At 58.6% G+C, this 24,263-nt stretch carries 17 protein-coding genes; 10 read left to right on the top strand and 7 right to left on the bottom strand.

All coding sequences use genetic code 11. The annotated features are described in order from the left end of the window. Nucleotides 1-2: 2 nt before the first annotated feature. On the bottom strand, nt 3-6,611 hold the full coding sequence (locus RGV06_RS20095; RefSeq protein ID WP_322151024.1) for an NEL-type E3 ubiquitin ligase domain-containing protein: 6,609 nt from the start codon (nt 6,609-6,611) through the stop codon (nt 3-5). Between the two features lie 146 nt (nt 6,612-6,757). Here RGV06_RS20095 and RGV06_RS20090 point away from each other — a divergent pair, with 146 nt between their 5' ends. From RGV06_RS20090 to RGV06_RS20070, 5 genes are all read left to right on the top strand, one after another. After that, nucleotides 6,758-8,512 (top strand): sensor histidine kinase, encoded by a 1,755-nt coding sequence (locus tag RGV06_RS20090; RefSeq protein WP_322151023.1) that lies wholly within the window; start codon nt 6,758-6,760, stop codon nt 8,510-8,512. A gap of 3 nt (nt 8,513-8,515) precedes the next feature. After that, nucleotides 8,516-9,850 carry a sigma-54-dependent transcriptional regulator gene (locus RGV06_RS20085; RefSeq protein ID WP_322151021.1) on the top strand — a complete coding sequence of 445 codons (1,335 nt, stop codon included), beginning with the start codon at nt 8,516-8,518 and terminating at the stop codon, nt 9,848-9,850. 298 nt (nt 9,851-10,148) lie between these two features. Continuing rightward, the gene (locus tag RGV06_RS20080; protein WP_019827769.1) at nt 10,149-11,471 is read left to right on the top strand and encodes an MFS transporter; all 1,323 of its coding nucleotides are present in this window, start codon (nt 10,149-10,151) and stop codon (nt 11,469-11,471) included. A gap of 345 nt (nt 11,472-11,816) precedes the next feature. After that, a complete protein-coding gene (locus RGV06_RS20075; protein ID WP_048351057.1) occupies nt 11,817-12,269 on the top strand; it encodes a hypothetical protein in 453 nt (150 codons plus the stop codon). A gap of 150 nt (nt 12,270-12,419) precedes the next feature. Then, nucleotides 12,420-13,040, top strand: coding sequence for a flavin reductase family protein (locus tag RGV06_RS20070; protein ID WP_019827771.1), 621 nt, complete (start codon nt 12,420-12,422; stop codon nt 13,038-13,040). Nucleotides 13,041-13,093: 53 nt separating this feature from the next. Here the strand turns inward: RGV06_RS20070 and RGV06_RS20065 are convergent, their stop codons facing one another. Next, complete coding sequence (locus RGV06_RS20065) at nt 13,094-13,327, bottom strand: hypothetical protein (protein ID WP_019827772.1); 234 nt, start codon at nt 13,325-13,327, stop codon at nt 13,094-13,096. Nucleotides 13,328-13,361: 34 nt separating this feature from the next. Beyond that, complete coding sequence (locus RGV06_RS20060) at nt 13,362-13,676, bottom strand: antibiotic biosynthesis monooxygenase family protein (RefSeq protein ID WP_019827774.1); 315 nt, start codon at nt 13,674-13,676, stop codon at nt 13,362-13,364. 318 nt (nt 13,677-13,994) lie between these two features. Between RGV06_RS20060 and RGV06_RS20055 the strand changes: the two genes are divergently transcribed. Further along, nucleotides 13,995-14,924: an AraC family transcriptional regulator gene (locus RGV06_RS20055; protein WP_019827776.1), complete on the top strand. Its 930-nt coding sequence runs from the start codon at nt 13,995-13,997 to the stop codon at nt 14,922-14,924. Here the strand turns inward: RGV06_RS20055 and RGV06_RS20050 are convergent. Then, nucleotides 14,919-16,550: a 5-guanidino-2-oxopentanoate decarboxylase gene (locus tag RGV06_RS20050; protein ID WP_322151017.1), complete on the bottom strand. Its 1,632-nt coding sequence runs from the start codon at nt 16,548-16,550 to the stop codon at nt 14,919-14,921. The two genes, RGV06_RS20055 and RGV06_RS20050, sit on opposite strands and share 6 nt — an antisense overlap. Before the next feature lie 112 nt (nt 16,551-16,662). Between RGV06_RS20050 and RGV06_RS20045 the strand changes: the two genes are divergently transcribed. Continuing rightward, on the top strand, nt 16,663-17,553 hold the full coding sequence (locus RGV06_RS20045; RefSeq protein ID WP_322151015.1) for a LysR substrate-binding domain-containing protein: 891 nt from the start codon (nt 16,663-16,665) through the stop codon (nt 17,551-17,553). A gap of 1 nt (nt 17,554) precedes the next feature. On the opposite strand, the gene RGV06_RS20040 is transcribed toward RGV06_RS20045, so the two are convergent. Both RGV06_RS20040 and RGV06_RS20035 read right to left on the bottom strand, forming a co-directional pair. Continuing rightward, entirely contained in the window at nt 17,555-18,169 is a 615-nt protein-coding gene (locus RGV06_RS20040) for an NAD(P)-dependent oxidoreductase (RefSeq protein WP_019827781.1), read from the bottom strand. A 46-nt stretch (nt 18,170-18,215) separates the two neighbouring features. Next, the gene (locus RGV06_RS20035; RefSeq protein WP_019827782.1) at nt 18,216-19,097 is read right to left on the bottom strand and encodes an MBL fold metallo-hydrolase; all 882 of its coding nucleotides are present in this window, start codon (nt 19,095-19,097) and stop codon (nt 18,216-18,218) included. Nucleotides 19,098-19,209: 112 nt separating this feature from the next. On the opposite strand from RGV06_RS20035, the gene RGV06_RS20030 reads away from it, so the two are divergent. Further along, on the top strand, nt 19,210-20,115 hold the full coding sequence (locus RGV06_RS20030; RefSeq protein WP_322151013.1) for a LysR family transcriptional regulator: 906 nt from the start codon (nt 19,210-19,212) through the stop codon (nt 20,113-20,115). A 315-nt stretch (nt 20,116-20,430) separates the two neighbouring features. On the opposite strand, the gene RGV06_RS20025 is transcribed toward RGV06_RS20030, so the two are convergent. Next, nucleotides 20,431-21,312 (bottom strand): helix-turn-helix domain-containing protein, encoded by an 882-nt coding sequence (locus RGV06_RS20025; RefSeq protein ID WP_048351060.1) that lies wholly within the window; start codon nt 21,310-21,312, stop codon nt 20,431-20,433. Nucleotides 21,313-21,486: 174 nt separating this feature from the next. On the opposite strand from RGV06_RS20025, the gene pobA reads away from it, so the two are divergent. Together pobA and RGV06_RS20015 are read left to right on the top strand one after the other, a co-directional pair. After that, on the top strand, nt 21,487-22,671 hold the full coding sequence (gene pobA, locus RGV06_RS20020; RefSeq protein WP_019827787.1) for a 4-hydroxybenzoate 3-monooxygenase: 1,185 nt from the start codon (nt 21,487-21,489) through the stop codon (nt 22,669-22,671). A 59-nt stretch (nt 22,672-22,730) separates the two neighbouring features. Next, nucleotides 22,731-24,248: an MDR family MFS transporter gene (locus RGV06_RS20015; RefSeq protein ID WP_322151011.1), complete on the top strand. Its 1,518-nt coding sequence runs from the start codon at nt 22,731-22,733 to the stop codon at nt 24,246-24,248. Nucleotides 24,249-24,263 lie beyond the last annotated feature (15 nt).

Below are 24,263 nucleotides of genomic sequence, written 5' to 3'. Positions count from 1 at the left end.
GGTTACAGAGGCCCGCCAGGGGTTTGATCAGCGCCCTGGAGTGCCGCGTCTGTCAGTTCTTCAACCAATAGATTGAGCTTCTGATCTCTGCTATCGGTCAGTTCTGCCCCCCGGAGTAACTGCAAGTCGTCAGACAGTTCGCTGTCCTCTGAGAGCTTTGTGTAGTCCTTCTGGTATTGCTCCTCAATGGCCTCGAACCGGGCGGTATGCTTGGCGTGAAGAAAGTTGCGCCACAAAACCTCCTGCATGATCGAGTGTTTGAGCGCGGGGCCAGCGTCCATGGCCAGAATGCTGTCTTTGGCCTCGGTGATTTGCGCCGCAGAAATACCTGCTATCGGCGCAGAAAACATCGACCGGGTCTGAATCGGCAAGCCAAGGGCTTCGGCCAGTTGGATTCGGTAAAACAGCTGTATTTCAGCCACATCGGGATGGCCTCCCAGCCTTAAGCGCTCGGCGATAACGGCGTCTGCGATCTGGTCGACTTGCCTGAGACGAAACAACCCCTTGGCCAGATTTAAATGCTGTGTCTCGCGCACGTTCGCACCGATCAGGTTTTCAGCCTGATGAATGAGCACCTGCACCTCCAGGTTGTCGAGGAGCACCATGACACCGTCCCGGCACGTTGCATCATAGTGAACGCCCTGAAACAGCAGGTCGCGCAAGGCTGTGTCCGCCAGCAGGCGATCGATCAATGTCCACACACGGTCGTGCAGCGCCAACCGGCTATGAGCCGACATATCCGCTTGAGCCTGCGCCAGACCCGACAGCAATTTGAGCAAGTCGTTTGCCTTGCCCTCAAATCCCTTGAGCAAGGCCCACTGCTGGAGTTTTTGCTGCCGTTGCACAGCGCTCAGGCCCGAGGATAACCACGGACTGATGTCACCTGTCGGGTAGCGGGCCTCGTGAAAGGCATGGGCATGGTCAACCGCCGGGATGTAGCCCATATGGATGCCGGTTCTGCCCCAGTAGTCGATCAATCGGTCACGGCTCTCGGCGGATATAGGGTTACCGTGAATCCGGGTCACGCTGTTGACCGCGTTGGCACCGGGGGCCTCAAACAGCGTCTGCTCGATAGTGACAATATTGTTATGCCGCAGATTGACTTCTTCAAGGTGCGTCAGCCCCTGCAACCCTGCAGGCCAGCTCGTAATTCCGGTATGCGATAAGTTCAAATAGCGTAACGCCGTCATCCGGCTTACGTCCGGCGTGATGCCTAACGAGTTGTTATCAAGGCGAAGCGCTTGAAGCGCTGTGCAACCCGCCAGCTGTTGCGCACTTTCAGGGCTCAGCACAATGTTGTTGTAGGACAGGTTGAGCGTCGTCAGCCGGGGCATGTTGGCAATCGCAGGTGGCAGGCTTCTCAATCGATTGTCAGACATCGTCAGCACATGCAGTTGGCTGAAACTGTTCAAAAACTCATTCGATCCTCGGTGCAGGTTCATGTTATCCATGTGCAGCCCCCTGATATGGCTGAAATCTCCTGTCAGCGCCGGCAGGTCGCCAGCCTGAATACCGTTGAACACCAGTAAGTAGCCGCCATCAAGGCTTGCTTGCGCCGAAACAGTCTCTGTATCTCTGCGCCAGGCGCGTTCGATCAGCTCACACACCCTACGCCGCTCCCCGGGAAGTGCCATTGCAACATGGGTTCCCGCCGTAGGGTAAAGCTGGATGCGCTCCCAACTCGCCAATTGCCCTAGCAGCGTCTCAAGTTCCACCCGCAACCGCTCGACCTCTGCCCGCCTGCTCGCATCGGTGCCGCCCAGCGCGTCCAGAAAACGCAGGTTTTCAACGTAATTCATCCGCGGGTACAGGCTTCTCACCTGACGGACCAGGTCCAGAGGATGGTTTGACTGCCCTTGATTGAGAAAGAAGGGATAGGCGACAAACGAGGTATCGACTTTCATCGGCGGCTCAATCCGGTGGTTAGGCGGCTCCAGCCCCAACAGGGTCTTGACCTGGCTTCTGTGGGCGATGGCCAGGTCGCTGATTTTTTTGGCCAGGACCCGGGTATCGTTTACATCCTTGATCGCGATGCCCCCACGCTCGGCCTCGTTCAACACATGCAAGATCGACGCGAGCAGATTGTTATCCGTCGTTGATGGGGCATTGAGTGCCTGGCCATCCTGATCATAAGCCCGGTAGCGACCGTCACGCCTGACCAGCCTGCGGGGTGAGCGCCCACCGGCTGATCCAATGCTGTCGAGCAACTGACCGTTCACGTCATTGCGGCGCACCTCGATTCTCACATTTGCGGGCCAGCCCGACAGGGACTCAAGCATATGCAACATGAGCCTTTCGCTGTCGGGAGTTGCCGTAGCCTCCATGAACAAGCCCTCATAAGCCCGGGCCAGGCGTACCTCTCTGGAGGTCCAGGTAATTTGCTCGGCCAGCCGTGGCGGGATTAGCCCTTGATCAAGGAAGTGAGCTTTTTCGCGGCCTGTGGTGTGCCTGAGCAGATTGTTGATGACGCTTTTGGGGAGCTGCGGGTATTTGTATTGAACCACAACTACATGGGTATCAGTGCTCTGCTCCAGGCTCTGGTACAGCGTGTTGAACACATCAACTTCGCGCTCCAGGGCATGAGCGGCGATTTTTTTAGCCAATACCAGCATTCGCGCTTCGATCACCGGGGTGTAATCCCCCAGTAAAACCCGGGTATCGCCCTCATTCATCTGCGAAAGCAAGGCACGCAAAAAGCTTCCGTTGTGGGTGTCATCGCGCAAGATTCTGATGCGTGGCACGTGACTCCCAAGATCAGTGCCGTACTGCTGCAGGGTATTACCTTGCGCGTCCACCACTTGCAGTACTTTGTCCCGTGGCCAGCCGGGCATACTTTGCATCAATAACAGCTGCAGGTCGGTACGGGCATCCGGCAGGGTGTGAGCTGCCTGCATTTTTTTCACAAAACCGCGGATGTCCCGTTCAATCCCGAAGCGTTTCCAGGTGTCGATCAGCAAGGGTGGCGGGGTCAGGTTGTTCATGTGTACCTGGCGCAACACCCCTTCATCGGTGTTGCTCACGGCCATGATTGCCTGCGCTGTCTCATCGCTCACGGACTGAGGCTCGGCGCGCAGTCTTCGCAAGAGCTGGAGCCTGGACCAGTGCAGCGGATTCTCGCTTTTCAGTCGCCATGCGCCATCGCCGTTGTGCTCCAGCAGCGGCGTATTGACCCCGACTTTATCCGGATGCTTGAGTCGCCACTTGTGCAGCGTGGCATCGAGTTCAACCTGATACACCACGCCGTAAAGCGACAGATGGTGTTTACCCTCTATCTCGTAAAGCCCCAACTCCCCCGGCGGCTGATCAAGGGGTAACGCCACCGCCCTCTGGTATTGGGCCGTGGATTTGTCCCAAAGGCTGACGCGCCCATCTGCCTGACGACTGGCCAGCATTGCATCGCCCAAGGTCTTGCGCAGACCCGTGATGCTGATGCCCTGCATGCCCAGCTGTGAGCGTTCGTGAGGCTTGAGCAACCAACCCAGCGCCAGATAAAAACTGTCAGGGGTTGAGCTGAACGTGATGTTCTCTTGACGACGGTAATCAAACGCTCCGTAAGAGCCATTGCCGTGATGACGCAGCACGACACTGGTGTCGTCAGCCCCGGTGGCTCTATAGGCGCTCGCAGCATCGGTGACCACCAGCCTGCGATTGAGCTTGTCGTGCAGGGCACCGCGCGCAAACTCCCGCGCCCAGCCATCCATATCCCGGGTATGGGCCCGCGGGTGATAAATACCATCCAGAGCCTGATCGACACGCAGTTTTATCTCCAGTTGATCCACCGCGCTGGCAAACGGCAAGGGCTGGGCGTTGTGCTCAAGGGCACGGCTCACCTGGTACGTATTGAATGGATGCGCAACCAGCAGTGACTCCAGACTCTCGATAGACAACGAGGGGTTTAGCTCATGAAGTTTGGCGAGCAGTGGCGTAGTGCTTTCCGAGATCGGCGGGCACACCAGCGGCAAGTACTTGCGGCCTGCATCTGCGCTGGCAATCGGGTCGTTGCGCGCATGCCCTTCGAGCCCGGTGAGGGCCTTGAATAAAAGCGTTTTGTCCTCTCGGGCCAGATCGCAAACTTGCTCGCCAATGGCTGTAATCCGCGTGGCCCTGTCACGACCAGGACTGTCTTCGCGCCCCAGCATTGATGTTTCGGGTAATTGGTCGAGCACCAAGGCGAGCAATTGATGCACCTGCGTACTGCCTTGGCCGAGATCGTCCTTGGCCGCATAGGCACCATGATCCAGACGCTTGACCTGAATACGATTCAACGGCGTTCCAGGGCGGTAATCCTTGCCGTAGGATTCAATCACCGTCCCTTGTGGATCGAGTACATCCAGCACTGCCTCCACCGGCCAGTGGTCCAATTGGGTCAAGACACTCAGTACCGCGCGGTGGGCGCTGACCGGTAATGCCACGCGCAGTGGCAAGTCGGTAACGATGTGCTCGATGAGTCGATCAGCCATCAGCCGACGTACCCCGTCGGCCAGCGGGCCCGGTATGGGCTGGCCTTGCCAGGTGTCCTGCAACTGCTGGCGAGAAGTCGCGGTAATGCTCAGCATCCGCTCGATATCCCCACGCGCAGCGCTCTGGGTATCGACCACCAGCATGCGCTGCAACAACTGAACGTCGCTCAGGCTCTGAACATCATCGAGCGCCAGACGCCAGACCTTGGTCACGGTATCGAATACCACAGGCGGCCGGTACACCTGAGCATCAACGGCCTTGAGCACGTAATGCTTGTGGACGGGGTCAAGGATGACTTCGATGGCCAGGGTCTTGTCGCCCTCCTGGACCTTGGCATACGCCTTGCCCATGTGCGGATAAATACCTTCATGGTTGGGCGTCAACGTGTCCAGCAGGGTGGCGTCCACTTGCGAATAGGGACTTAACTGCCGATCCCACAACTCGGTCCTGCCGTCCTGGTGAATGACCTTGATCGGCTGCCCCACATGGTTCCAGAGTGCGTTCATGCGTTGTCGATGAGCCTTGCTTGCAACGCCAGTCAACCGCCCGCTGATGAGCATATCCATCGAGTCCGCCAATGCCCCGGCGAAGGTGCTGGCCTCCCCTTTTCCGGCTTCTTTGACCCCCTGCACAACGCTGTAGGCCAGCGATCCGAAGATGGCACCCTGCATGATTTTATTGAGCCCCAACACGCCTCCGGGCATGGGAGTGGTGAGCAGGCTCAACACCTCACTGCCGATATCGGTCAATGCCTCCTTGAACGCCTGCCAGTCCTGTTCGGACTTGGGGGTGGCCAGCATGTTCAGGTTGGAGCGGTAGCGCTGCATGTGCCGCTCGGCCATTGCGTGCGCCATCAGTGGCGATCCAGCCGCAGACATTTCGACAGACAGTTGCAAACTGTCCAGGTCAGGTTCGGGGAACGTGCTGCGAAAACTGTCATACAACACCCCCGCCAGCCACGACAGCCCTTCGGGCCTTGGCTCAGCCCCCAACAGTTTGTTAAAGAACCCCAGGTCTTTGAGCGCCAGTTGCCTGACAAACCAGCCCAGCTGCCCCTTGCTGTGATCCTGCTTGAGTTGTTGCACGAACTGCTGGAACACGGCACCTACGTTCGTATGCCATAAAACTGCACCCCCCAGCCGATTAGGAAAGTAGCTGAAGACACCCATGACTTCGGGCACCTTGATGATGAAAAGCGGCAGCGCCACGCTGCCTTTTCCGATGAAGTCATAGCCACTTTGCGAACCGAACAGCAGCCTGCCGTCGGCACCCGTGTCCACAGGCGGATGGATAAACCTGTGCTTCCTGGCAAGCCCCATCGAGACGGGCCATAGGTGGGGTGTCGAGTCCCCCTTCAACATGCCGAGCAATAACTCATGGTCCCTGCGCTGAACTTTCGAGACGGTGTTATTTCGCAATGCCTCCAACAACTCGAATTCAATGCTGGATTTGGCTGCGTCTACTGCCAGCCGCATCAAGGATCCAGCCGGCCCGGCTGCCTGCTCCAGCAAGCGGTTCAACTGCACGCCAAAATCCAGTCTGCGCGCGATCGCGATAAACGGCCCTGCCGCTTGCCCATTCAAGCCCTCGGCATAATCGATGTGACTGGCCTGCTCATAGCTGTAGGGCTTGAGCAGCCTGGAATCGGTTCGATAGCTGAAGTTCTCGCAAGCGGCGTCCCACAGCGTGACCGAGTGAACGCGCTCGATAAATCTTGATTTATCCAGCGCGCGAGTCGTGCGAGGGGGGCTGAAGGTGAACCGGGGTTCGCGTGCAGGTTTGTCGCCACTGATGCGTGAGAGGTATTCATTGAGGTCTTCGTGGATATTTTCACGATAGCGCGTGTAGATGCGGGCTTGCTCGGGGTTGATATCAACGCCCGTCAGGGTTTTCAGTTCTCGTTTGAGCGCGGCGATCTGGCTGGATTTAAAGGTGTCCTTGATCCGTTTGATCTCCGTTTCGACCGCTTCGAGGTCTGCCTGGGCCTTGCGATGGAGTTGGGGATAGCTGTTTTTCTGCTCATCATCAAGAAGGGCAAAGTTGGACTGCACGATGGAGGCGATAAAAGACAGCGCTTCATTTTGCGCCCATTGGGTTTTGCTCAGGAGTACAGGTGCTCTACCGCTCACTGGGGGGGACAGGGTTGTCATCTTCATGATTCCGTTGAGTAATAGCCCCAACATAGCCATGGGCAAACCTCGGCATGCTGTAGATAAATACCCGAATCACATGGGCTTTATGGGCCCCCAGTGGCACCATGCTAGGGTTTTTGTCCTTTATAGAGCAGCCTGTAAACATGGCCATGACTTCTCGCCATCTGCGATTGGCGCTGTATTGCGTGTTGATTTTGGCAGGAGCCGTCGTTGCGGGGAGCTGGGCGATGCTTCAGGCCGATCGCCATGCGCTGGAAGAAAGCGCCAAACGCGGGCCTGAGCAGCTCAATCTGTATGCCAACTCACTGCACACGTTAATCGAACGCTATCGCGCACTGCCCGCCGTGCTGGCGCTGGACTCCGAACTGGTGAACGCCCTGAGCAGCCCCGTCACGCCTCAGGTACAAGCCGAGCTCAACCTGAAACTGGAACGCATCAACGGCGCAGCGCAATCCTCCACCCTGGAGTTGCTCGACAGCACCGGGCTGGCCGTCGCCGCCAGTAACTGGAATACCTCCAACAGTTACGTTGGCCACAACTATGGCTTCAGGCCGTACTTCAAGCAGACCCGTAGCCAGGGTGCCGGCAGTTTCTATGCGGTGGGCGTGACCAGCGGTATCCCGGGCTACTTTTTATCCAGCGCGGTACTCGGCCCCGAAGGCCAGTTTTTGGGCGCGATGGTGGTCAAGCTGGAGTTCCCGCAACTGGAACGCGAATGGAGCCAGGGCAAAGACACGCTGCTCGTCAGCGATGCGCGGGGCATTGTATTTATTGCCAACCAGCCCAACTGGCGCTATCGCATGCTCCTCCCTTTGAATGACAGCGATCGAAGCGAAATTTCCACCACCCGCCAGTACCACAACCAACCGCTGACGCTCATAAAAACCCGCACGCTACAAAGCTTTGGTGAAAACAGCTACCTGAGCCGCGTCGACGGCCCCGATGGCCCGGCGGATTACCTGTGGGGCACCTTACCCCTCAATGCCGAAGGCTGGACGCTACACCTGTTGCGCCGCCCGCTGGCGTCTACTGAAGACAGCCGCAATGCCGCGCTGGCGGCGATTGGGCTGTGGTTGACGCTGGTATTTTTGGGGTTGTTTCTATTCCAGCGCTGGCGCCTGGCGCGCATGCGCCAGCGCAATCGCGAAGAACTTGAGCAACTGGTCGAGGCCCGCACCCGGGACTTGCGCACCGCTCAAGATGGCCTGGTGCAGTCAGCCAAGCTCGCGGCACTGGGGCAAATGTCGGCGGCGCTGGCTCACGAGATCAACCAGCCCCTGACTGCCCAGCGCATGCAACTGGCAACCTTGCGCCTGTTGCTCGATCACGGCCGTATCGACGACGCTTACAAAGCCCTTGACCCGCTTGAGCAGATGCTGACGCGCATGGCCGCACTCACTGGCCATCTAAAAACCTACGCTCGCCAAAGCCCCAGCGGTTTGCGCGAACGTCTGGATCTGGCACGTGTTGTCGATCAGGCCCTGCAACTGCTGGAACCACGCCTGCAGGAAGAAACGGTCGACCTGACTATCAATCTGGTTCGCCCCGCCTGGGTACGCGGCGATGCGATCCGTCTGGAGCAAGTCTTGATCAACCTGCTGCGCAACGCCCTTGACGCCCTGCGCGACAAACCGCGCAAGCGTCTGGAAATCCGCATCGAGGCCAATCAACAACTCTGGCACTTGACGGTGAGCGACAGCGCAGGCGGCATCAAGGAAGAACATCTGGGTAAAATCTTTGATCCGTTCTTCACCACCAAACCTGTGGGTGACGGATTAGGCTTGGGCCTGGCGGTGTCTTACGCCATTGTTCACGAAATCGGCGGTCGCTTGACCGCCTGCAATCAGGCCGATGGCGCGCAATTCACGCTGACGCTGCCCATCGCACAGGAAATGTGAAACATGCTCAACTCGGTGATCGTGGTCGATGATGAGGCCAGTATTCGTAATGCCGTGGAGCAATGGCTAAGCCTGAGCGGCTTTGAGGTGCAGTTGTTCAGCTGCGCCGAAGACTGCCTGAGTCAATTGCCCGCGCATTTTGCCGGGGTGATTGTCAGTGATGTGCGTATGCCGGGCATGGGCGGCCTGGCCTTGCTGACCCGCCTGCAACAACTGGATGCGGATCTGCCGGTGATTTTGCTGACAGGTCACGGTGATGTGCCGATGGCCGTCGAAGCCATGCGGGATGGCGCCTACGACTTTCTCGAAAAACCCTTCAGCCCCGAAGCACTGCTCAGCAGCCTGCGCCGAGCCCTGGAAAAACGCCAACTGGTACTGGAAAACCGCCGTTTGCACGAACAGGCCGATCTGCGCGAGCTGATCGACGGGCGATTGCTGGGTGTGTCGCGAAGCTTGCAGACCTTGCGCCGCCAGGTGCTGGAACTGGCGCCATTACCGGTCAATGTATTGATCCGGGGCGAGACCGGCAGCGGCAAGGAACTGGTCGCCCGCTGCCTGCATGATTTTGGCCCGCGCGCCGACAAACCTTTCGTGGCACTGAACTGTGCAGCGATCCCGGAGCAGTTATTTGAAGCCGAGCTGTTCGGCCACGAAAGCGGTGCATTTACCGGGGCCATGGGCAAGCGTATCGGCAAGCTTGAGTACGCCGATGGCGGGACCTTGTTTCTGGATGAAATCGAAAGCATGCCACTCGCCCAGCAAGCCAAATTGCTTAGAGTGCTGCAGGAACAAAAGCTGGAGCGCCTGGGCTCCAACCAGAGCATCAGCGTGAACCTGCGGGTGATTGCCGCCACCAAACCCGACTTGCTCGATGAAGCCCGGGCCGGGCGTTTTCGCGAAGACCTGGCCTACCGCCTGACCGTGGCGGAACTGCGCCTGGCCCCCCTGCGCGAGCGGCGGGAAGATATTCCTTTGCTGTACGACGCCTTTTCACGCAATGCCGGTGAACGCCTGGGGCGCAACGCACAGCCGCTAAGCGGGCCACAACTGTCGCATCTGCTGAGCCACGACTGGCCGGGCAACGTGCGCGAGCTGGCCAACGTTGCCGAACGGGACGTACTGGGCTTGAGCGAACCACAACTGGACGACCCCGGCGCTGGGCAATCGCTGGTGGCGCAACAGGAAGCCTTTGAGGCGCAATGCCTGCGTGCCGCGCTGACCCGGCATAAAGGCGACATCAAGGCGGTGCTGAACGAATTGCAGCTGCCGCGCCGTACCCTGAATGAAAAAATGCAACGCCACGGGTTGGTGCGCGAAGTGTTTTTGGGGAGCAGTTAAGCGATTCCTGCCTCTGTGGGAGCGGGCTTGCTCGCGATTCGGACGGCGCGGTTGTTCAGGTAAACCGGGGTGATGCCATCGCGAGCAAGCCCGCTCCCACAAGAGTCAGGGCCTGCAACGCTTGTCAGATAGGCGGATTCTTGCCTATGACGCACCCGAAAACCAGCGGATTTCCGCTCACTACCAGCCTCCTCCCCTTGTAAACCGGGCTCTCCAGCCTTGGCACAACTCCTGCTATAGCCCTGCAAGCTCGCGTTTTGACGCGCTATAAAAAAACAATGAAAGAAGGATCCATTCAATGGATAACTCCAGCACTCTGCCTGCCGGGTCCGTGTCTGCGGCCCCTAAAGAAAAGACCACCTCCAGCCGTATCAAATCAATTTTCAGTGGCTCCGTCGGCAACATGGTCGAGTGGTACGACTGGTACGTCTACGCCGCGTTCTCGCTGTACTTCGCCAAGGCCTTCTTCCCGAAAGGCGACACCACCGCACAACTGCTCAACACCGCCGCCATTTTCGCCGTGGGCTTTTTGATGCGCCCGATCGGTGGCTGGCTAATGGGCCTGTACGCTGACCGCAAGGGCCGTAAAGCCGCACTGATGGCCTCCGTGCTACTGATGTGCTTCGGCTCGCTGGTCATCGCCCTGTCGCCAGGTTATGAAACCATTGGCGTGTGGGCGCCCGTCCTGCTGGTCTTCGCCCGCCTGCTGCAAGGCTTGTCCGTGGGTGGCGAGTACGGCACCTCGGCCACTTACCTGAGCGAGATGGCAACCAAGGAACGTCGCGGCTTTTTCTCGAGCTTCCAGTACGTGACCCTGATCTCGGGTCAGCTCATCGCTTTGGGCGTATTGATCGTTCTGCAACAAACCCTGACCGAAGAACAGCTGTACAGCTGGGGCTGGCGCGTTCCGTTTGTAATCGGTGCCCTGTGCGCCGTGGTCGCGCTGTATTTGCGTCGCGGCATGGAAGAAACCGAGTCGTTCAAAAAGGCCAAGGTCAAGCCTAAAGAAAGCGCCATGCGCACCTTGATGCGCCACCCTAAAGAGCTGATGACCGTCGTCGGCCTGACCATGGGCGGTACGCTGGCGTTCTACACCTACACCACGTACATGCAGAAATACCTGGTGAACACGGTGGGCATGAGCATCTCGGACTCCACCACCATTTCGGCCGCCACACTGTTCCTGTTCATGTGTATCCAGCCGCTGGTAGGTGCACTGTCTGACAAGATCGGGCGTCGCCCAATCCTGATCGCCTTCGGCGTTCTGGGCACCCTGTTCACTGTCCCGATCCTCACCACCTTGCACACCATCACCACCTGGTGGGGCGCGTTCTTCCTGATCATGGCAGCACTGATTATTGTCAGCGGCTACACCTCAATCAACGCTGTGGTGAAGGCTGAACTGTTCCCGACAGAGATCCGCGCATTGGGCGTAGGCTTGCCTTACGCGCTGACCGTTTCGATCTTCGGCGGTACGGCTGAATACATTGCCCTGTGGTTCAAGAGTGCAGGTATGGAGACCGGTTACTACTGGTATGTGACGGCCTGCATCGCCTGCTCGTTGGCGGTGTACGCCACCATGAAAGACACCCGCAAGCACTCGCGGATCGAAACAGACTAACCCCTCGCCCCCAACCAGCCCCGCACGGGGCTGGTTGTACCCGCCACACCCTCCCGCACTACCCCCTTCGAAGCCCCCTTCTTTCAGAGCACCAGATTAATCTGACTTAATAGTCAGTTAATTCTGTTAGTGCACTATCAATCTCAGCAAGAAATCAAACGCTGGCTGTAGCGATCAGCCACCCAATGGAAGAGCAGACACGCGTGACGCAATTTTTGCGCGGGCCAATGGATCGAAATAATCGATTGTTTAACGCTATTTTTTGCGCTTTTTAATCAAATTAATCGGCGTAGCATTAAACCCATAGCCACTGAACATCCCAGACACGAAACAAGGAACTTAAACATGAAAACCAAATTGATCATTGCAGCAGCCTTCTCCGCCCTGGCCTTCAACGCTTTTGCCGCTGATGGTTTCGACCGTACTCACTCGTCGAGCTTTGCTGAAGATGGTTTCAGCCGCACAGGCTCCGCCGCAATTGCCGCTGACGGTTTTGACCGCACAGGCTCGGCCACTTTTGCTGAAGACGGCTTCGATAAAACCAACTCGGCTACCTTCGCTGAAGACGGTTTCGACAAAACCAACTCGGCTACCTTCGCTGAAGACGGCTTCGATAAAACCAACTCGGCCACCTTCGCCGAAGACGGTTTCGACAAAACCAACTCGGCTACCTTCGCTGAAGACGGCTTCGACAAAACTAACTCGGCCACCTTCGCAGAAGACGGCTTCAGCCGTACCCATTCGGATACCTTTGCCTCGGATGGTTACGATCGCACCAATGGCGCCCTTTTCAGCTAACACCTGAAGGGAGGCACTTCAGCCCGGCCCTGGCCGGGCTTAGTCGTTTTTGGGGGAACGGAAATTGCGCGAACCCGTAGCCGCTTTTGTAATCACCCCCAATGCCTTGCACTATAGGGGCTCTATATCAGCCGTTTGCGGACTACTCCCATGCATGACGATATTCATTTTTATGAACCCTCCCAAGGCCACGGCCTGCCCCACGATCCGTTCAACGCCATCGTCGGTCCGCGTCCGATTGGCTGGATTTCGTCTCAGGATACCCAAGGCCGACTGAACCTTGCGCCCTACAGCTTTTTCAATGCCTTTAACTACATCCCGCCGATCATCGGGTTTTGCAGTGTGGGCCGCAAAGACAGCCTCAATAACATCGAGCAAACCGGCGAATTCGTCTGGAACCTGGCCACACGCCCCTTGGCCGAAGCGATGAACCAAAGCTGCGCCATGGTCGGCCCCGAGGTGAATGAGTTCGAGTTGGCAGGCCTGACGACTGCACCCTCGCGGGTGATCAGTGTGCCGAGAGTGGCCGAAACGCCGGTATCGTTTGAATGCAAGGTCACGCAAATCATCCAGCTGCAACGTGCAGACAAGGCGTTGGTGCCAAGCTGGCTGATTCTGGGCGAGGTGGTGGCCGTACATATCGCCAGACACCTGCTTAAAGACGGGATTTACGACACCGCAGCCGCCGAACCGATCTTACGCGGTGGCGGCCCGGCGGATTACTTCCAGCTGGGCCCCGAAGCACTGTTCAAAATGCATCGCCCGCGTTAAGGCCTGTTGACGCTTAGTTGTGAGCCACACCCAAACGTCAACAGACCCTACAACTACCAAACCAGCTCGGCGTCTTCGGTGACGCCTTGCAGGGCTTCAAGTTGCTCAGCAGCAGCGGCATCGGCGGCCGTGGCTGTTTTGAAGGTTTGCTCGATCAGTACTTTGTGAAAGCGCGGCGCTCCACCTTCGTACAAGGCTTTGACTGCAATCGCGGCATGGTAAATCCCGGGTTCAACCGGAACCACGGCTGATACCGCTTCAAACTGTGCAAACTCTTTACGCGCCATGCTTCAACTCCCGGCCAATGGAAAAACCGGCATTCTACCTGTTCAGCCCGTTCGCATCGTTGAAGGTCTGAAAATCAAGACTATCTACCACTTGCTGGTGAACCAGCACGCCGTAAACATCCATGAGCGATGAGTTGAAATACGCCTGCATCGAGGGTTCATCCTGCCAATAACCCGCGACCTGCCACAGTAGCGGGTCGGTCTGACAATGCTGCAAGACAAAGTGCAGGCAACCGGGCGTCTTGAGCGTCGGTTCGATCAGTTGGCTCAGGCACGCCTCGACCTGAACCGAGCACCCTGCGCGGGCGCGAACCAGGGTCATGTGACTGACGGCATTGGACTGGGGCATGCTGGCCTCCACAAAGGAAAGTGGTGTTAGGGAGAGGTTCAAAGCTTAAAGGCCAGCACCCGTGACCGTTAGTCGATTCCTGCCCCTGGCTTGCACGATTCTGCAAAACCTCGCCTGCTACCCTCCTGATTACACAAGTGAATCACCTGCTTCGTCATAGGCCTTTCGAGCAAGGTTGAGCGTCTGCAACGGGTTTGACAGGTGCTTTATGCAGAGTAATGACAGGATCAGGCAAGACAACGACAGAAATCAGCTACCCCTTGGCCTTGCACAAACTTAAGCTGTGCCTGCCCTGTTGCTTTAATGAGGATGCAACCTATGTCACTGCTGGAACCGCCGCGCCCGGCGCTCGACCCCGCGCTTGAAACTCAGCGCGCGGAACTGGCTGACCTGATTTTGCGCCACACCCCTGAAGACGGCTCGTTCAACACGGGCGTCGAGGCGCTGTTTGTGTCCCGATACAGCCAACCCAGCGATTTTGCCCCCAGCCTGCCAAAACCAGCGCTATGCATCATGGCTCAAGGCCGTAAAGAGGTGCGCCTGGCGGATGAGTACTTCGCCTACGACCCGCTCAATTACCTGGTGGTTTCTGTGTCGATGCCGATTAGCGGCCGGGTGCTGGAGATATCCTCCGAGCGGCCGGTGCTGGCCTTGCGTCTGGATATTGACCCGGCGGAGATCACCACGCTGATCAGCGATGCGGGGCCCATGGGCGTGCCATCGAGACCAACCGGGCGCGGGTTGTACGTCGAGCCCATTGACCAGCCAATGCTCGACGCGTTGCTGCGCCTGACACGCTTGCTCGACACACCCAAAGATATCGCAATGCTGGCGCCACTGATTCGCCGGGAGATTTTGTACCGACTATTGCGTAGCCCTCTTGGCCACAGACTGTATGAAATCGCCAGCGAGAACAGTCAAAACCATCGCGTCAGCCGGGCGATTTCCTGGCTTAACGGCAACTTCGAACAACCGCTGCGCATCGATAGCCTCGCGCGGGAGGCCAATCTTAGCGTGTCGACATTGCACCATCGGTTCAAGGCCATGACCGCCATGAGCCCACTGCAGTACCAAAAGCAATTGCGCCTCAACGAAGCGCGACGGCTGATGCTCAGCGAGGGCCTGGATGCATCGGCCGCCGGCTATCGCGTGGGCTACGAGAGCCCCTCGCAATTCAGCCGCGAGTACAGCCGTCAGTTTGGCGCGCCACCGGTGCGGGATCTGGCGCGCCTGCGAATGAGCCTATAGCCCGAGGGATTGCTGCCAGCGCAGCTCATCGATTTCAATCACGCTGGGCCCCTTGCGGTCGGCGGCACTGGCCAGGGCAGCGCGCAATTGCGCCTCGCCATCCACCGCCTGCGCGGTGCACCCCAACGCCTTGGCTACACCGATAAAGTCCGGGGTATAAATGTCGACACCCACCGGCTCGATGGCGCGATTAAGCATGTACTTTTTGATTTCGCCGTAACCCTGGTTATTCCACAGCAACACGATGATCGGTGTGCGAGCTTCAACCGCACTGGCCAGTTCAGCCAGGGTGAATTGCAACCCCCCGTCCCCGATCAGACACAGCACCGGGCCACCCCCGCTCCCCTCTGCCCGGCGCCCCAGCCAGGCCCCGATTGCCGCTGGCAGTGCATAGCCGAGGGTGCCGTAGCCGGTTGATGAGTTAAACCAGCGACGCGGCTGCACGGGGTTGAAAGTCAGGTTGCCGGTGTACACCGGCTGGGTCGAATCGCCTACGCACACCGCATCTGGCAGCACATCAAACACCGCCTGCAAAAAATGGGTTTGCGCCCGGGTCGGCGCATCCCATTCAGTTTCCAGCCGGGCCTTCAGGCGACTGACCCGCTCTGTACCCCAGCCCGTCTCCCGGGACGGCACTTGAGCAAGGCTCGACAGCAAAGCCTGGGCTGCCAGGCTCGCATCCGCCACCAGAGCGAGGGTCGGCGAGTAGTTGCGCACGGTCTGATCCGGGTCGATATCGATGCGCAACAAGGCACCGGGGATCTCAAAGCCGCCAGCAAAGGTCACGTCGTAATCGGTTTCGGCCAGCTCGGTGCCAATGGCCAGCACTACGTCGGCTTCGGCCACCAGGGCCCGCGTCGCAACCAGCGATTGGGTCGAGCCAATCAACAGCGGGTGATCAGAAGGCAGCATGCCCTTGGCATTTATAGTCAGAGCCACTGGCGCGCACAGTCGCTCAGCCAGCTTCTGCAACGCGGGCGCCGCCTCTATCGCGCCACCACCCGCCAGAATCAACGGCCGTTTAGCGTGGGCCAACCGCTGGCTCATCTGTTCGATGGCAGCCGGTGAGGCCCCCGGCCGGGCAATACTGACGGGGAGACTGGCAAGCAGTGCATCGGCGTTTTCCACCAGCACGTCCAAGGGGATCTCGATGTGTACGGGCCGTGGCCGCCCGGCCTGAAACAGCGCAAATGCCCGCGCCAACACGCCCGGCAACTCCGCCGCCGACATCAGGGTGTGGGAAAACGCCGCCACGCCAGCGACCAAGGCCCCCTGATTCGGCAACTCATGCAACTTGCCACGCCCACCACCCAATTGGCTGCGCGACTGCACACTGGAAATCACCAGCATCGGAATCGAGTCCGCATACGCCTGGCCCATCGCAGTGGTGATATTGGTCATGCCGGGGCCGGTGATGATGAAGCACACGCCCGGCTTACCGCTGGTGCGGGCATAGCCATCAGCCATAAACCCTGCGCCTTGCTCGTGACGCGGGGTTACATGGTTGATCCTGGAACCTGCCAACCCGCGATACAGCTCAACGGTGTGTACACCGGGGATGCCGAACACCTGCTCGACCCCATACGCCTCCAGCAACTTGACCAATACTTCGCCGCACGTCGCCATGTGTCCTGCTCCTCTTCTTGTTCGGGAATGAACCATTGAAGCGGTCGGCTGTGGTGCGCACAACGCAAACGTGCTCATACTAGCCATGTCCTTGACTCATGGCTGACCACTGATGAAACGCCTACCGCCACTGCCTGCGCTGCATACTTTTCTGATCACGGCTCAATGTTGCAACTTCACCCGTGCCGGTGAGCAGTTGCACATCACCCAGGGGGCGGTGAGTCGGCAAATTGCCGGGCTTGAGGAGCATCTGGGGTATGCGCTGTTCCATCGCCAGGCTCGCGGCCTGAGTCTGACCGAGCAAGGCCAGGCGTTTTACCCCCGCATTGAGCAGGTCTTCGACATGATCGGCGAGGCGGTCGAGCACGCCAGCATTCGTCGTACCCCGCTGCAAATCAAGGCGCCTACCTGCATGCTGCGCTGGCTGCTGCCCAAGTTGCTCCAGTGGCAAAAACTGCGTCCGGACGTGCCGGTAGAACTGACCAGCAGCGTGCAACACGGTGTGGATTTTCGGCGCGAGGCTTTCGATGCCGCCGTGGTCTACAGCCCGCAGCCAGGGCCAAAGCGCGAAGGCCGGCACCTGTTTGACGAACAGTTGACCCCGGTCTGCGCCCCGCACCTGCTGGACGGCAATAACGCCATCAACCACTTGAACGACCTTGCACAACACACCCTGCTGCACCCCAGTCGCGATCAACAGGACTGGATCAACTGGCTGGCTGCGGCGGGGGGAGATGTGTCGATGATTCGCAAGAGCCAGTACTTCGACACCCTGGACCTGGCCATGACCGTTGCCGCTCAAGGCAACGGAGTCGCCATCGGAGACTGGTCACTGATCGGGGATGATCTGAAGGCTGGCCGACTGGCCATGCCCTTTGACTTCAAAGTACGGACCGGCGCCGTCTACCGGCTGGTGTGTTCATCGCGCAACGAACCGTCCGCGCCGTTGCGCGAATTGCTGGATTGGCTGGTGAAACAGGCAGGGGATGCTGATCAGCCGTAGATCAATACCCCACCGTAAACCGCTGGCGGGAATGCTTGGGTTGTTCGACTTCATCCAGCATGGCGATGGCGAAGTCAGCAAAGCTGATCCAGCTTTTGCCTTCAGCGCTGATCAGCAGGTGGTCTGCACCCAAGCGGAACTTGCCTGTGCGTTCACCATCGACAAACTCGGCAGACGGTGACAGGAAGCTCCAGTCCAGATCTTTTTCGGCACGCAGGGTGTCGAGGTAAACACAGCCCGCCGAGGCTTCAGGACGGTACTCCTCGGGAAAGCCAGGGCTGTCGATGACTTTGCTGCCATCTGGCAACAGCAAGGAGCCCGCCCCGCCCACAAACAGCAGGCGTTTGACGCCGGCTTTTTTCACCGGCTCGATAATCACCGAAGCTGGCTGAGTCGAAAAATGCGCTGCGCTGAGCACCACGTCATGCCCCGCCACTGCGTCTTGCAGGGCCTGGGCGTTGTTGAGGTCGACATTTTGGGTAGCGACACCGGCGCGCTCACCCAATTTGGTAGCGTTGCGGGCAATGGCCGTCACGCTGTGACCGCGACGCAGGGCCTCTTCCAACAGTTGGCTGCCGGCACGCCCCGTCGCTCCAATAATTGCAATTTTGCTCATGACGCTCTCCAGTGAGTAGGTTTTACCGTTGGACACGCAAGCAGTTTCACCACTTCATTTCGCCTTTGGCCACTTTGGCACTGAGTTCCAGCGACGATTCTTCGCCCAGATCCGGGAAGCGTTTTTTCATTGCCGCAATCAACTCGCCCGAGTTCTTGGCCTTGAGAGTCTCTTCGTCAAACGCCTTGATGTAGTCACGGGTGAAATGCACGGCCTTCAACGAACGATCGCTTTCGCCCAGATAATGACCCGGCACCACGATTTTCGGCTGCAGGCTGTCGATACGCTTGAGGGTGGCCAACCACTGCTTGTGCGATTGCGGGGTCTGGGTGTCGGCCATCCACACGTGGAGGTTGTCGGCCACTACAACGCCACCAACCACGGCTTTAAGCGATGGAATCCATACGAAAGTGCGATCTGGCTGGCGCCCGGTGAGGCCAACCACATCCAGTTCACGCCCTTCTAGGTCCAGAGTATTGCCCTTGAGGACCTGCGGCACGATCACGTTGCCCGGTACATCGGTGCCCATTTTCGGGCCCCAGAACGCCAGCTTGGCGTCTTTGGTTTCGTTGATATGTGCAACGGTCGGCGCCGAGGCCACGACCTTGGCGTCGGGAAATGCCTGGGTCAGGGTTTCAAGGCCAAAGTAGTAATCAGGGTCGCCGTGGCTGATGTAGATAGTGGTGAGGTTTTTGCCGCTGGCGCGAACCTTGTCGACCACCTGCTGTGCCTGGGCCTTGCCGAACTGGGCGTCAACCAGAATGGCGTCTTTGTCACCGCTGATCAGCACCGAAGACACCGGGAAAATCGCCGCCTCTCCAGGGTTGTAGACGTCCAGGGTCAACGGAGCCTGAGCCGCGGCATGGGCTGCAAAGCCCAGCACGACAGCGCTGAGGACAAAACGGCGAAGGGTCGAAAATCCAGTCATGGGTAATTCCTGAGTCAGTGGCCAAGGTCGGCAATGGACAGAGCTTAGTTGCACGATCGCTAACTAAAAATGCGATGCTTGAACATAGTTTGTTTCAGATATCGGGCAGATCATGGATCGTCTTATTGCAATGCGGGTGTTTGTGACTGTCGTCGACCTCGGCAGCCAGTCGGCGGCGGCCGATCACCTGGATCTGTCACGCCCGGTGGTGTCGCGCTATCTGGCGGAGCTGGAAGAATGGGTGGGCGCACGCTTGATGCACCGCACCACGCGCAAGTTGAGCCTGACCGCTGCGGGCAATGAGACCCTGCCCCGCTGCCGACAACTGCTGGAGCTGGCTGATGACATGCAGGCCGCGGTGGATGTACCCACCGACGCCCCCCGGGGGCTGCTGCGCATCAGCGTCAGTACGTCGTTCGGACAGGCGCAACTGGCGGCGGCAGTGACTGACTATGTGCGGCTTTATCCGCAGGTCAGCATTGACCTGCAAATGCTCGACCGCACCGTAAACCTGGTGGACGAGCGCATCGACCTGGCAATTCGCACCAGCAATGATCTGGACCCGAGCCTGATCGCCCGCAAGCTGACCGTTTGTCGTTCGGTGCTCTGTGCATCCCCGACGTATTTACGCGAACACCCGGCGCCGCAGCTGGTCGACGAGCTAAGCCGGCATAACTGCCTGACCCATACTTATTACGGCAAAAGCCTGTGGCATTTTACCTGCCTCGGTGAGGAGGTCTCAGTACCCGTACAAGGCAATATCAGCGCCAACGAAGCCAGCACTTTATTGAGCGCCACACTGTCTGGCGCAGGGATTTCGTTGCTGCCCAGCTACCAGGCCGGGGTGTATGTGCAACGGGGTGAACTGGTGCGCTTGCTGCCTGACGCAGAACCGCGCCTGATGAACATTTACGCGGTGTATGCCTCGCGCAAACACATGCCGGCCACATTGCGCAGCATGCTCGACTTTCTCGCTGAACGTTTTAGCGACGAACCCGCGTGGGACCGGGATCTGTAGCTGCGGGAGTGCAAACATCAGTCGCCTAGTCCATTTGAGGGATGAAGCCGAGGAGAACCACTCGTACAACTGACATGGCAAGAACCTAGGTCTGAACTAGCCTCAAAGCTATGACGTCAGGGAGCCAATGCCATGACTACTAAAACAAAAACAAGATGTATGACCGTGTTTGTCGTTTTTGCTGCCGCTGTACTGTTTGCAGGCGCTTGTTACCGCGCTGAGCAAACCCGGCAAGCATCCGGATTGATCGCCAGTTGCAATGGCGCGCACTGCAATGCTCTGTTCAGCGCTCTGAGGTAAGGAAGCCCCGGAGCATCAGGTCGGGCTGATGCCGTCAGCCCGACCTGTTCGAAAGGCACTAGGGGAAGTTCCGCTCAGACGCCGGAAAAACCGCGCAAAATAGGCCGGATCAACAAACCCCAGACTGTCAGCCACCTCGCTGATGGTCATTGGCGTGTAAATCAAATGCCGCTTGGCTTCCAATAAAATGCGTTGATGGATGATCTGCAATGCCGACTGCCCCGCCAGTTCGCGACAGATGCTGTTCAAGTGCGCCACAGAAATACCCACCTGATGCGCCAGTTGCTCAACACTCGGTTGCTCGCGAAACAGTGCCTCGACCCGTTGGTTGAACACGCTCAGGTACTCACGCCCCCGTGATGGCAGCTGCTGGGCTTCACGGCGCTGAATCACCTGACGGGCGACCCACACCAGCAGCACGCTGATCAGCGATTGCAAAAGCATGTCGCGGGCGGGCTGTGCGCCGACGTACTCGCTTTGCAGTTCGCTGAACAGATTATTGAGGTAATCACGATCCTTGCCTGCCGGGTAACTGGCGACTCGTTGCAACAAGCTGACTGAGCCTCCCAGCTGCGCTTGCAGTTGAGCCACCAACGGAGCCGCCAGCGTCAGTACAAACCCTTCGACGTTCGGCGAAAACTGAAACCCGTGCACGGACAGTGGCGGGATTATCTGAATGGCCGATTGCTCCAGGATATGACGCTGACCTTCGACCTCAACCTGCGCACGACCCGTGTGTACATAGAGTAACTGGCACAGATCGGCATGCCGATGAGGGCGGATTTCCCAGTCGTGGACGCGGCTGCGCAGCGAGATGGTTTCGCAGTGCAACAGGTCGGGGCCAAGCCAGTCTTGCTGCTCGCCGTAGAGTTTGAACACCGGAATTGAAGGATTCATGGGCGCCAGGTCTGAAGTTCTTTCTGAAAGCCGATAATCGCACCGATTAGCGAAAAGTACCGGTAATGACGTGGTTATCACCTTCTATTGCTTCTCTCGCAAGCGAAAAATACAGGCACAAATGAATAAGAACCCTCTCGTCCCACAGGGTCGAGGCTGCTCGAGAGAACAATAATGAGAACTCAAGTCGCTATTATCGGCGCTGGACCTTCGGGCCTGCTGCTGGGTCAACTGTTGCATAACGCCGGAATCGACAACGTCATCATCGAGCGCCAGACCGGTGAATACGTCCTGGGGCGGATTCGCGCCGGGGTACTGGAGCAAGGCATGGTCGATCTGCTGCGCCAGGCTGGGGTAAGTCAGCGTATGGACGCTGAAGGGCTTGTCCATGATGGTTTTGAACTGGCTCTGGATGACCGCCAGGTGCATATCGACCTCAAGGGTCTGACCGGCGGCAGAACGGTGATGGTCTACGGCCAGACCGAAGTGACACGCGATCTGATGGCCGCGCGCGAAGAAGCCGGGGCACAGACCCTGTACAGCGCCAGCAACGTTCAGCCCCACGGAATGAAAACCGATGCGCCTTACGTCACGTTCGACAAAGATGGCGAAAGCTGGCGCCTGGACTGCGATTACATTGCCGGCTGCGATGGTTTTCACGGCGTGGCGCGTCAGTCGATTCCCAGTGATGCCCTGAATATCTTCGAACGTGTTTATCCCTTCGGCTGGCTCGGCGTACTGGCCGATACACCGCCGGTCAACGACGAACTGGTCTATGCCAAACACGAGCGTGGCTTTGCCCTGTGCAGCCAGCGCTCGGCTACCCGAAGCCGTTATTACCTGCAGGTCCCGGTACAGGAAAAGGTCGAGGACTGGTCTGATCAGCGGTTTTGGGACGAACTGAAAACCCGCCTGCCCAAGGCGCTGGCTGAGCGTTTGATCACCGGGCCTTCCATCGAAAAAAGCATCGCGCCTCTACGCAGTTTTGTGGTCGAGCCGATGCAGTTCGGGCGCCTGTTTCTGGTGGGCGACGCCGCGCATATCGTGCCGCCGACCGGGGCCAAAGGTTTGAACCTGGCAGCCAGCGATGTCAGCACACTGTTCAATATCTTGCTCAAGGTCTACGGCGAGGGTCGTACCGATCTGCTGGAACGCTATTCCGAGGTGTGCCTGCGGCGCATCTGGAAGGCTGAACGGTTCTCGTGGTGGATGACGTCAATGCTGCACCGTTTTCCCGACAACGACGGATTTAGCCAGCGTATTGCTGACAGTGAACTGGCGTATTTCGTCGACTCCGAGGCGGGGCGTACCACCATTGCAGAAAATTACGTGGGACTCCCTTACGAGGCTATCGAATAGCAGGCTATCGAGTAGACTAGCGGCACTCCGCCACAGGTTTGCCGCCCAAAGGTGTTTTCGTGACCAGCCTGAATCCTCCCCCTCAGACAAAGCCCGCCATTCGTAGCATTCTGATCGCCCTGATGCTGGCGATTTTCCTGGGGGCGCTGGATCAAACCATTGTCGCCGTCTCCATGCCCGCCATTTCCGCCCAATTCAAGGATGTCAGCCAACTCGCGTGGGTGATCTCGGGCTATATGGTGGCTATGACCGTGGCCGTGCCGATCTACGGCAAACTCGGTGACTTGTACGGCCGCAGGCGCCTGATGCTGTTTGGCATGGGACTGTTTACCCTGGCCTCGCTGTTTTGCGGGCTCGCGCAGAACATGGAGCAACTGGTACTGGCGCGGATCATTCAGGGCATTGGTGCTGGCGGGATGATCTCGGTGAGCCAGGCGATCATTGGCGATATCGTGCCCCCTCGCGAACGCGGACGCTATCAGGGTTATTTCAGCAGCATGTATGCGCTGGCCAGCGTTGCCGGCCCCGTGCTGGGCGGCTACATGACCGAGTATCTGTCATGGCGCTGGGTATTTTTAATCAATTTGCCACTGGGGCTGGCGGCCTTGTGGATCTCCCATCGCACGCTGGTTGGGTTGCCTGTCCCGCAACGCAAACCGATTATTGACTACCTGGGCACGATGCTGATGATCGTAGGCCTGACGTCATTGTTGCTGAGCATCACGTTTATCGGCCAGGGACACAGCTGGCGCGATGATCAGGTGGCCGGGTTTCTGGCCGTTGCGCTGATCGCGCTTGGGCTGTTTGTGTGGCACGAACGCCGCACGAAAGAACCCTTGTTGCCCATGCACCTGTTTGCCAATCGCAATGCAGTGCTGTGCTGGTGCACAGTGTTTTTCACCAGTTTCCAGGCCATTTCCCTGATTGTGCTGATGCCGTTGCGTTATCAGAGCATCACCGGCGCGGGTGCCGACAGCGCGGCCCTGCACCTGCTGCCTCTGGCCATAGGTTTGCCGATGGGAGCGTATTTTGCAGGACGCATGACCTCGGTAACCGGGCGCTACAAACCGATGATTTTAAGCGGTGCGGTGCTGATGCCCCTGTCCATCCTCGGGATGGCTTTCAGCCCGCCGAGCGCCGAGTTGTTGAGTGGCGTGTTCATGCTTTTGAGCGGGATCGCTGGTGGCATGCAATTTCCGACCTCGCTGGTGGGGGCGCAGAACTCGGTGCAACAACACGACATTGGCGTGGCGACCAGCACCACCAACCTGTTTCGCGCGCTGGGCGGTGCGATGGGGGTAGCCTTGATGTCGGCCCTGCTGCTGGCGTTGCTGCATGACTCACTGCTGGCACCTGCTGGGGGCCAGCCACTACTGGGAGAAGGCAGCTCGGGCAATGTGTTGCTGGACGGCTTGAACGCCGTACAAGGCCCGGCCCTGGATGACCTGCGAGCAGAACTGCTGGTGACCTTCCGCCACCTGCTGACCATCAGCGCAGCGGTTTCACTGCTGGGGCTGACAGCGGCGCTGGCGATGCCCAATCAGATACTGCGCGGGCGTGAAGACAAGGCGCTGTAGGGGGCGTGTGGAAAC

Origin of the sequence: Pseudomonas sp. CCI3.1 (assembly GCF_034313985.1) — a bacterium.
GTDB lineage: Bacteria > Pseudomonadota > Gammaproteobacteria > Pseudomonadales > Pseudomonadaceae > Aquipseudomonas > Aquipseudomonas psychrophila.
The sequence above is the reverse complement of the archived record's forward strand: the minus strand, read 5'-3'. Positions and strand labels throughout refer to the sequence as shown.

What these genes read in the sequence shown, in the direction of transcription:
- RGV06_RS20095 (WP_322151024.1), bottom strand. Translation starts at nt 6,611, where the DNA reads ATGACAACCCTGTCCCCCCCAGTGAGCGGTAGAGCACCTGTACTCCTG.
- RGV06_RS20090 (WP_322151023.1), top strand. Translation starts at nt 6,758, where the DNA reads ATGGCCATGACTTCTCGCCATCTGCGATTGGCGCTGTATTGCGTGTTG.
- RGV06_RS20085 (WP_322151021.1), top strand. Translation starts at nt 8,516, where the DNA reads ATGCTCAACTCGGTGATCGTGGTCGATGATGAGGCCAGTATTCGTAAT.
- RGV06_RS20080 (WP_019827769.1), top strand. Translation starts at nt 10,149, where the DNA reads ATGGATAACTCCAGCACTCTGCCTGCCGGGTCCGTGTCTGCGGCCCCT.
- RGV06_RS20075 (WP_048351057.1), top strand. Translation starts at nt 11,817, where the DNA reads ATGAAAACCAAATTGATCATTGCAGCAGCCTTCTCCGCCCTGGCCTTC.
- RGV06_RS20070 (WP_019827771.1), top strand. Translation starts at nt 12,420, where the DNA reads ATGCATGACGATATTCATTTTTATGAACCCTCCCAAGGCCACGGCCTG.
- RGV06_RS20065 (WP_019827772.1), bottom strand. Translation starts at nt 13,327, where the DNA reads ATGGCGCGTAAAGAGTTTGCACAGTTTGAAGCGGTATCAGCCGTGGTT.
- RGV06_RS20060 (WP_019827774.1), bottom strand. Translation starts at nt 13,676, where the DNA reads ATGCCCCAGTCCAATGCCGTCAGTCACATGACCCTGGTTCGCGCCCGC.
- RGV06_RS20055 (WP_019827776.1), top strand. Translation starts at nt 13,995, where the DNA reads ATGTCACTGCTGGAACCGCCGCGCCCGGCGCTCGACCCCGCGCTTGAA.
- RGV06_RS20050 (WP_322151017.1), bottom strand. Translation starts at nt 16,550, where the DNA reads ATGGCGACGTGCGGCGAAGTATTGGTCAAGTTGCTGGAGGCGTATGGG.
- RGV06_RS20045 (WP_322151015.1), top strand. Translation starts at nt 16,663, where the DNA reads ATGAAACGCCTACCGCCACTGCCTGCGCTGCATACTTTTCTGATCACG.
- RGV06_RS20040 (WP_019827781.1), bottom strand. Translation starts at nt 18,169, where the DNA reads ATGAGCAAAATTGCAATTATTGGAGCGACGGGGCGTGCCGGCAGCCAA.
- RGV06_RS20035 (WP_019827782.1), bottom strand. Translation starts at nt 19,097, where the DNA reads ATGACTGGATTTTCGACCCTTCGCCGTTTTGTCCTCAGCGCTGTCGTG.
- RGV06_RS20030 (WP_322151013.1), top strand. Translation starts at nt 19,210, where the DNA reads ATGGATCGTCTTATTGCAATGCGGGTGTTTGTGACTGTCGTCGACCTC.
- RGV06_RS20025 (WP_048351060.1), bottom strand. Translation starts at nt 21,312, where the DNA reads ATGAATCCTTCAATTCCGGTGTTCAAACTCTACGGCGAGCAGCAAGAC.
- pobA (WP_019827787.1), top strand. Translation starts at nt 21,487, where the DNA reads ATGAGAACTCAAGTCGCTATTATCGGCGCTGGACCTTCGGGCCTGCTG.